13 protein-coding genes are annotated in these 14,353 nt (G+C 70.9%); 8 read left to right on the top strand and 5 right to left on the bottom strand.

The annotated features are described in order from the left end of the window. The first annotated feature begins 533 nt into the window (after window positions 1-533). The 6 genes from IH44_RS0108925 (at window position 534) to IH44_RS46335 (ending at window position 7,574) form a co-directional block, all read left to right on the top strand. Window positions 534-1,307 carry a DNA methyltransferase gene (locus tag IH44_RS0108925; protein ID WP_051816684.1) on the top strand — a complete coding sequence of 258 codons (774 nt, stop codon included), beginning with the start codon at window positions 534-536 and terminating at the stop codon, window positions 1,305-1,307. A 112-nt stretch (window positions 1,308-1,419) separates the two neighbouring features. Continuing rightward, window positions 1,420-2,628, top strand: coding sequence for a DUF317 domain-containing protein (locus tag IH44_RS0108920; RefSeq protein WP_030458898.1), 1,209 nt, complete (start codon window positions 1,420-1,422; stop codon window positions 2,626-2,628). A gap of 39 nt (window positions 2,629-2,667) precedes the next feature. After that, window positions 2,668-3,555, top strand: a complete 888-nt coding sequence (locus tag IH44_RS0108915; RefSeq protein WP_157852204.1) for a DUF317 domain-containing protein — start codon at window positions 2,668-2,670, stop codon at window positions 3,553-3,555. Window positions 3,556-3,677: 122 nt separating this feature from the next. Next, window positions 3,678-5,750 carry a DUF317 domain-containing protein gene (locus IH44_RS0108910; protein ID WP_030458896.1) on the top strand — a complete coding sequence of 691 codons (2,073 nt, stop codon included), beginning with the start codon at window positions 3,678-3,680 and terminating at the stop codon, window positions 5,748-5,750. A 16-nt stretch (window positions 5,751-5,766) separates the two neighbouring features. Beyond that, window positions 5,767-6,642 carry a hypothetical protein gene (locus tag IH44_RS0108905; RefSeq protein WP_157852202.1) on the top strand — a complete coding sequence of 292 codons (876 nt, stop codon included), beginning with the start codon at window positions 5,767-5,769 and terminating at the stop codon, window positions 6,640-6,642. A gap of 119 nt (window positions 6,643-6,761) precedes the next feature. Continuing rightward, window positions 6,762-7,574, top strand: coding sequence for a hypothetical protein (locus tag IH44_RS46335; RefSeq protein ID WP_051816683.1), 813 nt, complete (start codon window positions 6,762-6,764; stop codon window positions 7,572-7,574). A gap of 368 nt (window positions 7,575-7,942) precedes the next feature. Here the strand turns inward: IH44_RS46335 and IH44_RS0108895 are convergent, their stop codons facing one another. Further along, the gene (locus IH44_RS0108895; RefSeq protein WP_030458893.1) at window positions 7,943-8,863 is read right to left on the bottom strand and encodes a DUF5655 domain-containing protein; all 921 of its coding nucleotides are present in this window, start codon (window positions 8,861-8,863) and stop codon (window positions 7,943-7,945) included. Window positions 8,864-9,066: 203 nt separating this feature from the next. Between IH44_RS0108895 and IH44_RS0108890 the strand changes: the two genes are divergently transcribed. After that, the gene (locus IH44_RS0108890; RefSeq protein ID WP_030458892.1) at window positions 9,067-9,594 is read left to right on the top strand and encodes a hypothetical protein; all 528 of its coding nucleotides are present in this window, start codon (window positions 9,067-9,069) and stop codon (window positions 9,592-9,594) included. A 7-nt stretch (window positions 9,595-9,601) separates the two neighbouring features. Here the strand turns inward: IH44_RS0108890 and IH44_RS0108885 are convergent, their stop codons facing one another. From IH44_RS0108885 to IH44_RS42520, 4 genes are all read right to left on the bottom strand, one after another. After that, window positions 9,602-10,429: an endonuclease/exonuclease/phosphatase family protein gene (locus IH44_RS0108885; protein WP_030458891.1), complete on the bottom strand. Its 828-nt coding sequence runs from the start codon at window positions 10,427-10,429 to the stop codon at window positions 9,602-9,604. A gap of 33 nt (window positions 10,430-10,462) precedes the next feature. Continuing rightward, window positions 10,463-11,215 (bottom strand): nucleoside 2-deoxyribosyltransferase domain-containing protein, encoded by a 753-nt coding sequence (locus tag IH44_RS0108880; RefSeq protein ID WP_030458890.1) that lies wholly within the window; start codon window positions 11,213-11,215, stop codon window positions 10,463-10,465. A gap of 495 nt (window positions 11,216-11,710) precedes the next feature. Beyond that, on the bottom strand, window positions 11,711-13,309 hold the full coding sequence (locus tag IH44_RS0108875) for a site-specific integrase (protein WP_030458889.1): 1,599 nt from the start codon (window positions 13,307-13,309) through the stop codon (window positions 11,711-11,713). After that, the gene (locus tag IH44_RS42520; protein ID WP_051816681.1) at window positions 13,306-13,974 is read right to left on the bottom strand and encodes a helix-turn-helix domain-containing protein; all 669 of its coding nucleotides are present in this window, start codon (window positions 13,972-13,974) and stop codon (window positions 13,306-13,308) included. The genes IH44_RS0108875 and IH44_RS42520 overlap by 4 nt, the downstream gene beginning before the upstream one ends. A gap of 102 nt (window positions 13,975-14,076) precedes the next feature. On the opposite strand from IH44_RS42520, the gene IH44_RS40755 reads away from it, so the two are divergent. Next, entirely contained in the window at window positions 14,077-14,328 is a 252-nt protein-coding gene (locus IH44_RS40755; protein WP_081966796.1) for a hypothetical protein, read from the top strand. The last annotated feature ends 25 nt before the right edge of the window (window positions 14,329-14,353 follow it).

The following is a 14,353-nucleotide window of genomic DNA, read 5'->3' as shown; positions in this document are numbered from 1 at the left end:
GCAGCAAGCCGCGCTCGTAATCTCGAAAAAGGCATGGGTATCCCCTGGAAAGGGTTGGGTGGAATTCGCTTGCGGCGGCCGACGGTAGCGAATCGAGGGCTCGCAACCTAAAACGGTGCGATTCCTGCAACTCAGGGTGTGTCGACGGCTTGCCCGGCGGACGCTAACCCCTTCTCGGCTCGCAACCAAAAACGGGAATCCGGTCGGCGTGCAGAAAGAAGGCGGCGTTCCTTCGGGGTGCCCACCGTAGAACCGGACCGGCTCGGAACCTAAAACGGCATTCCGGGCCGGGCGATCTCCGGGGGTGCGGCAGACGATAGGCGGAGTGCGACTCGCAACCTAAAACGATCTTCGCAAGGCCGGTCCGGGGTGCGTTTTAGGTTGCGAGCCGCGCCTGGGCTAGGTTCCTGACGCAGCCGCAGCCCGAGCACTCCGGAGCCGCCCCGCCGGCCTCCCGCCGCCTGCCGAAAGACCAGGCCAGACCGCCGGTTGCCGTTGCTGCCCCATCCCCGACCAGGAGGTCAGCCCGCCCCTTGCCCTACGAAATCCACCAGGGCGACGCCCTCATCCGGCTCGCCGCGATCCCCTCGAACTCCATCGACGCCGTCATCACCGACCCGCCCTACAACTCGGGCGGACGCACCGCCCAGGAGCGGACCGGACGAACGGCCCGCGCGAAGTACACCTCGAACGACGCCGCCCACTCCCTCGCCGATTTCCCCGGTGAGAACAAGGACCAGAGGAGCTACACCTACTGGCTTTCCCAGCTCCTCGCCGAGTCCTACCGAGCGACCAAGACCGGCGGCGTCGCCCTCGTTTTCACCGATTGGCGTCAGCTCGCCGCCACGAGCGATGCGCTGCAGGCCGGCGGCTGGATATGGCGCGGCGCACTCGCCTGGTACAAGCCCGCCGCCCGCCCGCAAATGGGAAGGTTCACGCAGCATTGTGAATTCGTGCTGTGGGGCAGCAAGGGCCCGATCGACGGCAAGGCCCACCCTGTCTACCTCCCCGGCCTCTACACCGCCTCCCAGCCGCGGGCGGGCCGCGTCCACATCACCCAGAAGCCGGTCTCGGTGATGCGTGAGCTGGTCAAGATCTGCCGCCCGGAGGGGACCATCCTCGACTTCTGCGCCGGCAGCGGCAGCACCGGAGTCGCCGCCCTGCTGGAGGGCCGAAACTTCATCGGCGTCGAGGCCACCCCGCACTACGCCGGCATCGCCGAGCTGCGCCTCGCGGAGACCGAGCGGCAGATCGCCGAGGGCACGACCGACCCCGAGACTGCGGACGAGGAACAGGCCGAAGCCTGATCACCGGCAGCCGGGCCGCCCCCACCGGGGCGGCCCGACCCCGCCCCAGCACGAAGGAGACCTCCTGAGCACCCCCGCCTCCGACCTCGAAGTGGTGGTCACACCAGGCCACTTGGCCGGACCGGGCGACGCCGAGGCAGCCCTCGCCCAGTTCCTCGAAACGTCCCCCACCTGGGGCCGCTACAGCCCGGGGCAGGACACCACCGTCGCCCTGCACGAGTCCCTCCTCGCCGCGATCGAACTCGACCACGACACCACCAACGGGCCCCGCTGGACCATCGCCGCGTACGCCTCGCCCGTCGGCAAGCGGACCTGGCATGCCACCTTCTGCACCCGCACCCCGGTCGAGGTCGTCGCCGCGGTGGCCGCGCGCCTCTCCCATGCCCTGACCGCGACTACCGAGACGGTGCGCGACGAACTGCTGTGGGGGCGGCGGTCGCTGGACAACACCATCGCGGCCGACCTGGAAGCCGCCGACGAACCGTGGTCGCGGGAGACGAGCCCTATCCACGGCGTCTACAGCTGCACCCGACCCGACGCCACCGCCGGCATCGCCGTCAACCACAACATCGGCGACATCCGCGGGATCGGTCCGACCGTCACCGTCTGGGGCGGACCCCGCGGCTACCCCAGCGAGCGCTGGCACGCCGTCTTCGCTGGCCACACCCCCTCCGCCCTCATCAGTGCCGCGCTCGACGAGGTGGTCAATCCTCTGCCGGCGCTCCGCCAGCGCCTCCAGATCCCCGCCGCCAACCGCACCCAGGTCCATCTCGAGCCGCGCCCGCGCCGCAACCTGCCACGTGGGACTGGGCAGCAGTCCGCCCGCGAAGGCCCGGGCGAGGCGCCGGCCGAGCCCGGACCCGCCGGTCCCGGCCGGGCCGACCCGGACGCGGTCACCGGAGATCGCCTACCGAGCAACGCCGCGGATCAGCTGGCCGAGCGCATCGACGAGGTCACCACCCACCTGCTGCGCACCACCGACCCGGCCGAGGCACGCAGGGTGGCCGGCGTCATCACCGGCGAGGGCGGCGTGCTGGATCGCAGTGCCCGGGCCCTGCGCGCGGCCGGCGGCTGGGCCCTCCACCACCGCGTCGGCGGAGACGCCGGTGAAGCGCTCCGGCTGACGGCCGAGATCGTCGCCTCCGGCCGGGAGGCTGCCGACCACGCCGTCGGCCGCCTCGGCACCGACTGCTCGCCGCGATCCGCAGCAGCCCGAACCCGAACCACACCGGTCACCCTGGCCGCCCTTCCTCCGGCCACCGGCCCGCTCGGCCACACCGGGGCGCCGGACCGCGACGGCCCGCAGCCGAGGTCCCGCTGACCGCCCGCACCGCATGAAACCGTCCACTTGGAGCAGCAGTTGACCACGGCCAATCCCCACTGGGCCAAGCTGGCCCGCGACCGGCCCTGGCAGCAGGTCCGCATCTCCCCAGCCCTGTACGCCGGCCCCACCCCGGACACCGAGCGCGCCATCCGCCCCCTGACCGAGGCGGGAGCCGTCCGCCTCGACGACGGCCGCGGCAACCAGCTGATCATCTCCACCGACGGCCGAATCCGGCTCGGATACGAGCCGCAGGAGTATGGCGTGGTGTGGAAGATCGCCGTCCACGAACGCCCCTTCCTCCCTCCGCTGTGGACCGTCAGCCTCACCGAGAACACACCGATCGAAGTCGTCGAGGCCATCACCACCGACCTGGCCAACCGGCTGCGCACCGGTGGACGGCTGACCGAGGCCGCCGCCGACCCCGAGTGGCGCACCCCCCTCCACGCCAACGGGTGGACCCTCACCTGGGACGCCGCGACGGGCACCGAGACGGCGTGCTCGGAGTACAGCCCGCAGGACACGATCGTCCTCAACACCCGGGCCTTCCCGGACCCCGAGGAGTGGGAGGAGGCTGGGCAGGACGCTTTCTGGAGCGTCGACATCGCCAGCGACTTCGACGGCTGGTCCGCCGCAGCCAGCACCTCCACGCCGGACTCCATCCTGCACACCATGGTCAGCGCGATGCTCGCCCCCGCCGTCCGCGACATCGGAGACCTCGGCGACCTGGCCGTCGGCGCGGCGGTCATCGGCGCCGCCGAACTGACCGAGATCCCCTCCAGCCCCACGCCGCTGGACGTCCACCGCGCCCAGGCCGCCCGCACGACCTCCCCGGCCCGCGCCGCCGCCGACTCCACCCGGGCCGCCTTCTCGGCACCCGCGACCTCCCCACAGCCGGCAGCCGGGCCGGGGCCTCGCTCCCGCTGAACACCGGAACGAAACTGCGGGCCCGCGGCCCGCCACCGATCCAGGACCCGCCGCCCGCTCCGCCACCGTCACCCACGGCCGCAGCCGCTGACAGCACCCGAGGAAACGCCATCCCCGAACCCATGATCGACGTCACCCCGGCCTACCTCGCCGGGGCCCGCCACGCCAACCGGGTCTTCGACCGCCTCGTCCAGCAAGGCTGGGGCCGCAGCACCGACGACGACCTGAGCCAGGAGTTCGCCTGGAGCCCGAACCACCGCTTTCGCGTCGCGGACGGCCAGCTCGACCCCGGTGCCGCCTGGCGGATCACGGCCGCCCCGGAGCCCCTCGGCACGCCGACCTGGATGGCGGGCTTCTCGACCGAGACGCCGCCCGAGATCGTCATGGCCGTCACCGACGTACTCACCCGCACCGGGGGCACCATCGACTGGACGGGCGAGTCGCACCCCGCCCTCCAGCAGCCGACCGACCGGCGGACCCTGATCCGCACCCTCACCGACGCCGGCTGGCGCAGCACCTACCGCGCGGGCGTGCTGGACCTCGAAGCTCCCGACGAACTCGCCCGCGTCCAAGTCCGCCTGGACCCGCCCGGCCATCCGGACGACCTCATGGCCCACCCCCACCTGTACGTAGAGATCGGTCCCCGAGGCTCCGGCGGCTACCCGCCCTACTGGCAGGCCATGGCCACCACCAACGCCCCCACGGTCGTCGTCGACGCCCTCGCCCAGGCCCTCACCGACCCCGCCCCCCTGCAGCGGGACCGGGACTGGATGGACGAAGAACTGCTCGCCCGCCTCGGCCACCGGGTCGGCCCCGCCAACGTCAACCCGTACACCGAGACGGACCTGCGCGAAGCCGCGGCCGAGCTGTGCGAGCAGGTCCTGGAGCAGATCGAAGACTCCGGCCCCGTCGTCGACTGGTACATCGTGACCCGGGTCATCCCCAGCAGCCGGAGTCGCACCCCGACGATCTGGGGCCGACTTCCCCCTGAGCAGAGGGCCCTGGCGAGTCTGCTGGTGGAGGACATGGTCGTCGCGGCGGCGGCGAGCGCGCCGGCGCTCCTCGACCTGGAGCTGGGCGCCAACCTCGACCCGCGCACCGCAAGCCGAAGGCGGACACCATCCCTCACCATGGATCTCGATGAACTCTCCTTCACCATGGATGACTTGAAGGACGCGGCGGCATGCGTCGCTGCGTCTCAGATCAATGCGATGGTGAATCGCGGCTGGATCGCCGAAGCGCTTCACGACCTTCCCGTCGGCGACGGCACCAAGTGGACCTGGGGATCGCTGCCGGAAGCCCAGCACCAGCAGGCGCTCCAGAGGATCGACCGCCTGCTGGCCGGGGCCGTCGAGCGCATCCCGGAGCTCTTCGCCCCGGACTTCAGGCCGGCGCCGCTGGCTCTCGTCGCCCCGGTCTACCTCGCCGGCCCCGGCCACGATCGCACCTCCACGGCCAAGCCCCTGACCGACCGGGGCTGGACCATCGAGAAGCAGGGCAACACCACGGTGTACACCAGCCCGTGCCGACGGCTGCGCGCCGAGTCGACCGCCGACGCCACGGGGACGAGCTGGACCGCCTCCTTCAACTACCCGCCGAGCGGCGAGGAGGTCTGGCGGGTCACCGCGGACCGCCGCACCCCACCGGAGATCGTGACCGCCCTGCACACCGCGCTGGCTGCCAGCCCGGGCGAGCTGATCCGGCCCGTCGGCAACGCCGAGGACGGTCTCGTACCGATCATCGCCGCCGGCTGGCACGACAACAGCACCCGCGAACACCTGATGTGGGACGCACCGGACGCCGAGATGGCCAGCGTCTACCGCTGTACCGCCCCCGCCGGGCAGATGTTCGTGGGGGAGAGCCGTGACTGGCAGATCAGCGGCGGCAAACTCGGTCCGGGCGAAGTCGAGGGCTGGACCATCGAGATGTCGGAGAACATCCCAGCCCCGCTCCTGGAAGCCGTCACAGCCGCGATGGCCGACCCGGCGCCGGTGGCCCGCCTCGGCCGTGATCTCACCTCCGAACACCTGCTGTACCTCGACGTCCGCCCCCTCGCCCCCACGGCAGCGTCCGGTCCGTCCGCGCGGGCCCTGGCTGCCCGCACCCGCGTCGTCCTCTCGCCGCCCGCACTGGCCACCAGCCGCTCGACCACCCCCACGAACCCACCCGACCAGCCTCGGCAGCCAGCCCGCTAACCACCGCGGACTGCACATGCCCCTCTCGACAGGAGTGCCCATCGACACCGGCTTCGACGAGCTGCTCGACCTCGACGGCCTGACCCCGGCCACCGCGGACGACGCGGAAGCGGAGTACAGCAGTGGGCTGAGCGCGGCCAGCTACACCGTGATCTCCCAACACCACGCCTACGGGCAGCCGGCGGACACCAGCGTGAGCAACAGCTACCTCGTGGTGCGCGACGACTCGGCCGCCATCGGAATGCCCGGTGACCCGCACTACATGGCCATCCACATCCGGCGGGACCGGACCGCCGGGCTCTTCCACTTCGAAACCTCACCCCACCCGCTGCCCGTCCTCGCCCAGCACTGGCTCATCCAGCGCGGCGCCGACATCACCGCCATCGCCGCCCTGGCCGGCCACCACAGCGTGCCGGCGAACGCGGAGACCATCGCGCTGGAGCACCGGATCCGCTCCAGCGGCAACGGGCTCAGGAGTGACGCCTCGTACACCAGGAACCGGACCTGGGATCCGGGCTGGAAGCCGGGGGAAGCGTGGCGAGGAGACGACTACCTCGTGCACGACTGGTACACCTGGGTGATCCTCGACGATCCCCTGGCCCCGCCCGGCAGCCCCGTCCGGGTGCTGTTCGAGGACGTCGACTACTCGGCCGGCACCTACACCCTCACCGAAGGCGCCTTCCCCGATTACGAATCCGCCGATGAGTGGACCCGCGATCCCCGGCAGCCCCTGCCGCCCGCAGCCGCCACCGCCCAGGCGTCCGAACGCAGCAGCTCCGCCCGCCGAGTCGAGGTCGCCCGCCGCACCTTCTCGAAATTCCCGAACACCACGCTGGGCGCGACTCCGACGCCCGCCCAGCCCCGTTCAACCGACACCCGTCGAACCCGCTGAACCCACCACCGCCACCAAGGAACAGACTCCACAAGGGACACGGCCTGACCACCACCACCGCTCTCGGCACCATCGAACGGATCGCCCGCGCTGCCGCCTACCCGCCGACCCAGCGGATCATGATCCGCGGGCTGCTCGACACCCCCGGCTCGTACGCCGCCCTGGCCGCCGCCGTCCACCGCGACGACCTGCGCCCGACCGCACTGGCCGCCATCCGCTCCCTCATCGAACAGGACATCGACGCGGGCCGGCCCTGGCCCTCCGAAGCCGCTCGCTGGCTCAGTCGCGCCAACGCGGACTGGCAGACGAGCGCGGCGCTGGCCAACCACCTCGCCTGGTACGCCCGCAGCCGACGCAACAGCGCCCTCGCCCACCTCGCCGGCACCGACCACCTCACCCAGCCCGGCACCGACCGCGTCCACGCCCAAGCGCTCCGGCACATCCACCTCGGCACCTTGCGCTTCGACTTCCGGTGCCGCAGCATCCAGCACCTGCTCGACCAAGTCCCGGTGGGCGAGCGAGCCCGCTGGGATCCGTACACCCGCGCCCTCGCAGCGTTCGCTCTCCTCGGAAGCTCCGCCCCCGGCGCCCTCGAAGCCCTCGACCGCTGCCTCGCCGAGGCCGGCGACAACCCCCAGGTCTGCCACGCCCTGCTCCACGGCCTCTGGCTCGGAGACGGACTGCCCGACCAGGCCGAGCGGATCCTCGAGCTGGCCGCCTGGCCCACCTTCGACGACGCGGACCCGATCATGCTCTTCCGCACCGCCGCCGCCTGGCGAAGCCTCGGCCGCCGATCCGAAGCCCTCGACGCGATCCACAGCGCCGTCGAAGCCCTCGACCCGAACCAGCCCGACGTCCACGCCGACCTCGTCCGTGAACGCGCGCTGATCACTGCGATGGCCCGAGACCCGCGGCCCCACCGCGGAGACTGACCCCGCTCGGCCCCGGCCCCGACCTCGGGGCCGCCACCCCCTGACGCAAAGGACCGACACATCGAACAGCCGAACCCCCAGGACCGTCAGCCTGCCGCCCCGCACCCGATCCTTGCCGGCGGGGAGGAAAGCCGGACCTATCAGCGGGACCTGAGCCGCTGGGCCGCCCGCCGCGCCCACATCCAGCAGGCGATCAACTCCGCCTCCACCCCGCGGGCGAGCGAACCGACCGCCGCCGCACCACCTCCGCCTTCGCAGTCCCGACGACGGTAGCCGCCACCCTGGCTAACCCGGCCCTTGACAAGCAGGCCGTCAACGGCGATGGGCCGCACCCCTCGAAAGGGGTGCGGCCCATCGCCGTTGACGAACTACGCGGCAGCGGCGTAGCTCGTGCGCAGCAGCTCCATTGACCGATCGAGGTCCTCCACCGACCCGATACGGACCTCCAGCTCGCCCGTCCCGAGGTGCCCGATTCTCCGGACGTCCCGAGTCCAGCCCGGGACCAGCTGCACCGTCGTCGGGTCGACACGCAGGAAGACGACCAGAGCCTGCGCCTGCGCCAGCACCCGGACGCAGGCGAAGTTCCGCCGACGGCGGTAGGCAACGTAGTGCTGCAGCGGCACCGCGTGGCCCTCGCCCAAGTCGAGCAGGCGGGCGTCGAGTTCTTCGTACAGCCCGCGGACATCACTGCTGGCCTGCGCGAGGACGTCGGTGACCGTCCGACGGCTGGCCGCGACCGGGCGGGCAAGCTCGGTCCGCCGACCCGGAAGGGCGCCGCACCCGCCGGCGACCGACGCCGCCAGCTCCAGCGTCACCAAGTCGTCCCCGTAACGCCGGTAAACCACCATGTCGATCCGGTGGTGGGACATCCCGGCCGCCACCAGGTCGTACCGGGTGAAGTCCGCCGCGATGCACACCACCCGCGGGTTGCTCCAGTCCACCTGCTCGGCGGCCTCGGCGCCGAGCCGTTGCTCGACGAGGGCCTCGAACTCGGCGCGGTTCTCCACCAGCCACGAGAGATAGAACAGCCCCTGCGCGAGGACCGACTCGCTGCGCTGGCGCTTGTACTCGATCAGCACCGGGCTGCCGTCCTCGTCCAGACCGAGGCTGTCGATCCGGCCCCGGTGCACCGGACCAGTGGAGTACTCGCTCGCCAGGAAGCGAACGCCGCCCAGCATCTCCTCCATGTTCGCCTCCACGAGAGCCTGGAGGTGACGCTCCAGCTCCACGGTGTCGCCCTCGACACGACGAACATCCCCATCCGAAACGCGGAACACCTGCAGACCCACGTACCCCCCAGCACACCATCCACCGGACCACCCGGGGATGAGCCGGACAACATACATGCCAGAAGCAGGACAATCTAGGTCTTGTTGCGTTTATCGCACTTTGCGCAGATGGGAATACAGCGAGCGCCCGCGAATCCCCGGTCGAGCCCTGATGTTCCGCGTTCCGGCCCCCAGGGCCATCTCAGGGGACCTAGGTTAGTGGCATGGACGTTCAGAGCTTGTGGTGGCGGGCGGGCCAACTGGCGTACAACATGCCGGCTGCGGGGTGGCTGGAGCAACGATGGCACGACTCGCTACGCCGGGCGGCCACCCTGCTGCAACCGACCAGCACCCCGGAGGGCTACAGCAGCGGCCCGTGGACGTACGCGCTGCCGACCGTCGCGCTGCTCATCTACACCGCGCGGGACCACGATCAGGACCGCGAGGAGGCTGACTGGCCCAAGCCGCTCGACGAGGTAACGGCGGAGTGGATTATCGAGCAGGCCGCGGACCGGACCGACCTGCCGGACAGGATCCGGGCGGGGCTGGACCGATACAACCAGGTGGTGGACGGGAACCCGATCGGCACGCTGTTCGCCGAGCTCACCTACGACCACGAGCCCGTGAGGAGCACGGCGTCAGGCACCGAGTTGCCCTCCCTTGAGCAACTGCCTGGCGGAACGCTTCTGGTCACCGGTGCCGAGTGGGCCGAGAGCCTGCTGACCCGGCACTATCTCAGCACCACCGCCTGACTTGACGTCAGGCGATCCCGTCCAGGTCGATGGTCACGACCACCGCGGCGTGGTCGCTGAACCCGCCCGCGACCGGCTCGTCGTGTACCTCGTAGCCGACCACCGCCGGGACGAGCACGGGTGAGAGCAGCACCAGGTCCTGGCGGCGCGGCACGTCACCCGCGCCGAAGCCGCCGGTGAACCGGCCATCCCCGCGAGCGTGGGCGACGTCGGTGAAGCCGGCCGCCTGCAGTAGCTCCATCGCCGTCCGCTGCGCCGAGCGCGGCTCGTCCAGACCGAGCTGGGCGTTGCGCAGGTGCGCCGGCAGCGGCGCCCAGTCTGGCTCCGGGTGCCCGAAACCGAGCGAGTTGGCGTCACCGAGGAGCACGGATCGGCGGCCGGGGTCCGCGAGGGTCTGAAGCGGCTGGACCTCCCTGGCCCTGTTGGCCGGGTCGAACGGGTCCAGGTGCAAGTTGCGGAAGGCCCAGGGCGTCGGGTCGCCGTCGATCTCCACGTTCGCCCAGCCCAGGACGTGGTGGTAGCGGGCGCGGTCTCCGTCCTCGGCCAGCACGCTGATCCGCGGGCCGAACAGCAGCGCCGTGTGGAAGCGGTGCCCGGTGGTGGTCTTGTTGGCGAATGCGAGGAACGCGCTGGTCATGCCGAGCTGGCGGCGGGCCTGGTGCAGGCGCCGGCCGCCGAGCGCGTCCCACACGTTGCACTCCTGGAGGGCGTAGGCATCGGCCTCCAGGGAGCGCAGGAACTGGGCCTGCTGCTGCCAGCGGCGGTCGTCGCCGTACCCGTCGTCGTCCCGGCCGCCGAACAGCGTGTTGAACGTGGCGATCCGCAGTTCTGCCACAGCGGTTCCCCTTCTGAAGGTCTCGCTCGCCGGTCAGCCGCCGAACACCTGCAGCGCCTGCTGCACGGTCGCGGTCAGCGAGTCGTGGACGGTCAGCTCCGGGCGCACCAGGGCGAGCTGCACCACCACGTCGAAGCGCCGCGGATAGGTGGATGCAGCGCCGACCGCCAGGGTGGTGCCAGCGGCGTGGGCGCCGAGCTCGAACATGGCGATCGGCTGGTCGCCGACGGAGGCCGGGAACCAGAACATCACCCCCTCGACGGCGCGCAGCGCGTGGTACTCCCAGGCGATCTGTTCGGCCGACACCGTCCGGTCCTCGGCCGGGAAGTGCTCCCGGCGCGGGTTGACGACGGTCACCTTGGGGTGGATGAGCAGTTGCAACGCCGCCCAGTCCTGCCACCAGGCAGGGGTGCCGGTGATCCCGCCGCCGATGAACACCGTCAGCGGGCGGTTCGGCACCTGGCCGGGAGCCTCGACGTAGCGGCCGGCCGGGTCGGTGCCGGTGGCGACCCGGTCCACCAGGGTGGTCAGCAGCCCGTCCAGGTCACCCCCGAGCCGGGTCGGCGCCAGCAGGGCTTGCGTGAGCCGGCCAGTGGTGTCTGGCCGGCGAGCGATGGCCTCCCGGACCACCTCCGGGGCCAGAACGCCGCCAGCGGCCAGGCCGTCGAGGCCGCCGTCCGCCGACGCGGCGAGCGACAGCTCCTGGGCGAGGGCCTGTTCAGCCTCGGTGGGAGTCCAGCGCGCCCGAAGGAAGTCCGCAGCGAGCACTTCGGTCGTGGTGGCCATGCCCTGGAGCCTACGGAGCGGACGGGCCCGCCGTCCGCCGAACGCCGACTCTGCGTCGGATCCCGAGACGGCATCGCTGGCCGCTGGCCTTCAGGCGTACAGGCTGGTGTTGCCGAGAGTGACGATCGAGGCCGGTGCGTCTAAGCTGGACTCTAGGACATTCCTCAGCCGCCGGGGTGCCCGCGAAGTGCCCGGGACGTTCGGGCACCCATGGGACGCACCGCCCCGCCTGGGACTAACCGTCAGGGGTGCATGTGCTCTGATCAGGCAAAACTGGGACTCAGGCCCGCCCGTTGGGACTGGTGGGCACGGGACCGAGTGCGCTCGTAATGCGTAGGTCATGGGTTCGAATCCCATAGGCGGCTCAGAGAAGGCCCAGGTCAGATAGCCGCTGACCTGGCCCTTTTGTTGTTTCCGGGCATGCAGGCAGGGGTCGACGACGCGGTACGGAACCGCCTGCGTGAGCGATGCGTGAGCGCCGGTGTCGATCTCCGGTCAGACCTTGGTCTTCTTGGCCTTGGTCTTCGCCTTCTTCTTCGCGGCCTTCCGCTCGGCCTTCTCGGCTTCGGCCGCAGCCTTGGTGCGGGCCTCGGCCTCGGTCTTCCGTTGGAGGGGGACGAGCCGCGCGGCGGCCTCGGCCGCGCCCTTGGCGATCTCGGGCAGGACGCTGGTGTAGGTGTCCGACGTGATCTTGATGGAGGAGTGGCCGAGCATCTCGGACACCACTTTCATGTCGACCCCGCCGGCGAGGGCGAGCGTGGCCGCGCCGTGGCGGAGGTCGTGCAGGCGGATCGGCGGCAGCCCGGACGCGGCGATCAGCCGCGCGAACATCTCGGTGACCTTGCCGGGGTGGAGCCAGGAGCCGTCCTCGTTGGTGAAGACCCGGCCGGTGTCCTTCCAGGCCGGTCCCCAGTCGGCCCGCTCCTTCCGCTGCTGCTCGCGGTGGCGCCGCAGGACGGCCACCGTGTCGTCGTCGAGCGCCACGGTCCGGAAGCTGCCATCGGTCTTCGGGGCGGACTCCCCGACCTCCCAGCCGTCCTGCACGAGCTGGGTCGTCACGGTCAGCGAGCTGTCGTCGAGGTTGGTCTCGGACCACAGCTGCCCGCACGCCTCGCCCCGGCGAAGGCCGCGGAAGGCGATCACGTGCCACATCGCGTACAGGCGGTCGTCGGCGACGGAGTCGAGGAACGCGCCGGTCTGCTGCGGCGTCCAGACCATCACCGGAGAGGGCTTCATGCAGGTCTCCCGCCACTGCGCGACCCGCTCGGGCGTCCACACCAGGCCCTTCGGCTTGGTGGCCGGGTCGAGCTTGACGTGGGCGGCCGGGTTGAGGGTGATCAGGCCCTCGGGGATGGCGGCGTTCAGGGCGGTTCGGAGCGTGGCCCGGATGCGCTGGCGGGTGGCCGCGCCGGTCGTGCGCCGGAAGGGCGGCATTCCGGCGAGCTCGGCGTGCAGGGCCTTGCGGCGGGCGCGGTTCGCTGCGCCCTTGTTCGGGACCGTGGCGAGCTCGGCCTTCAGCGCGTGCCGCAGGGCGTTGTTCTCCAGGATCTCCTCGTTGGCGTCGGCGATGGCCGTGAACATCTCGGCGAGTGTGCTCACCCGCAGCCGGTCGACGCGGATGTGCCCGATGCGGGGCTTGAGGTGGATCCGGACGTCGCACTCGTACCGGGTGAGACCGGACTTGCGGATCTTCTTGCTGGCCAGCCAGGTGTCGAGCCACTCGCCCACGGTGACGCGGGTCGAGAGGTCCTGACCGCTCTTCAGGCGGTTGCGGGTCTCCTCGATATCGGGCAGCTGGGCCTTCTCGTCGGCGACCTTCACCAGGAGCTCCGCGACCAGGGACAGGTCTTCGGCGTCGTCCTTGCCGAGGGCGAGCAGACCGCGGACGTGGTCGAGGTCGGCTTGGGCCTCCTTGAGCGTTCCGTAGCCGGAGCGGTTGAACGAACGGCGGGTTCCGTCCTCGGCGTTGGGCAGCTCCTGACGGATGGAGTATGCGCCGTGCTTGCGGCTGCCGAGCTTCGGGCAGGATTTGCCGAGCGGCTTGCCGGTGGCGGCGTCGCGGCAGTAGCAGCGGTGGTAGGTGGAACCCTTCATTCGTCCTCCGGGTCGGTATCGGTGTTCAGCGGGGGGAGGTCGGCGTCGAGGAAGTCGAGATGCGACGCGAGGTGCGGGACTTCCAGGCCGATCTCGCGCAGGTGTGCCCTGACGGGTTGAAGTCGTTCGCGGATGGCCGCGACGAAGGCGTCGAGTTTGTCCTGTGAGCCGGGAGGCCAGTTCTCCCGGAACGGTTGGAATTCCAGCTGGAACGCGTCGTGGTGCTCCTCTCGGAGCTCCTGCCAGATCCGTTCGTGCTCCCGGTAGAGGTGGAGCCGATACATTCCGAGTGAGTGGCGGGCCTCGCCGGTGAAGTGGGTGAGTGCCGACCAGCGGTCGCTGAGCATCTCCGGCAGGTAGTCGAACCTGCCGCCCAGGGCGGGGGAGAAGAGCAGCTCGACCGGTGCGATGTCCAGGGCCTCGGCCACGACGATCAGCTCGGGAATCGTGATCGTCTTTCGCCTGCCGGACTCCCAGTTGGCGATGACGTTCCGGGGGATCTCGCAGCCCAATTCGTCCGTTGCGTCGGCCACGTCCTGTGCGGACAGTCCAAGGTCCTTCCTCCTGCGGGTGATTGCTCGGATCACGTCCTTGGTGATCCGTTCGTGCCACTCGGGCGCTTCCTCGTCGTCGGTGGACCAGTGTTCCTCGCGGCGTTGTGTCATATCGACACATTAGCCACTGGAAAGCTTCTCTCCGTTGCGGCATTGGGCCGCGCCCCACAGTGGTGGGGAAGTCTCGAATTTGGAGTTCATGTGCGAACTGACATGACGTCGGTGGCGGTTCGGGGGATGGGTCGGGCCGAGCTGCTCGCGCTGCCGGCGGCCATCGACCTCGACACCGCCAACCGCGCCATCGGGCTGGGCCGGAGCAAGGGCTACGAGCTGGCCCGCCTCGGCGACTACCCCTGCCGGGTGCTCCGGCTGGGCAAGAAGTACCGCGTGATCACGGCGGACCTCCTGCGCCTGCTCGGCATCGACGCGGCGGTGGGGGAGGGGGTGGCGGCAGATGCAGCTTGACTTGGCGAGAGCCCGTTCGACAAGC

This window comes from Kitasatospora sp. NRRL B-11411, assembly GCF_000721345.1.
GTDB lineage: Bacteria > Actinomycetota > Actinomycetes > Streptomycetales > Streptomycetaceae > Kitasatospora > Kitasatospora cineracea.
This window is presented reverse-complemented; position numbering and strand designations above follow the sequence as displayed.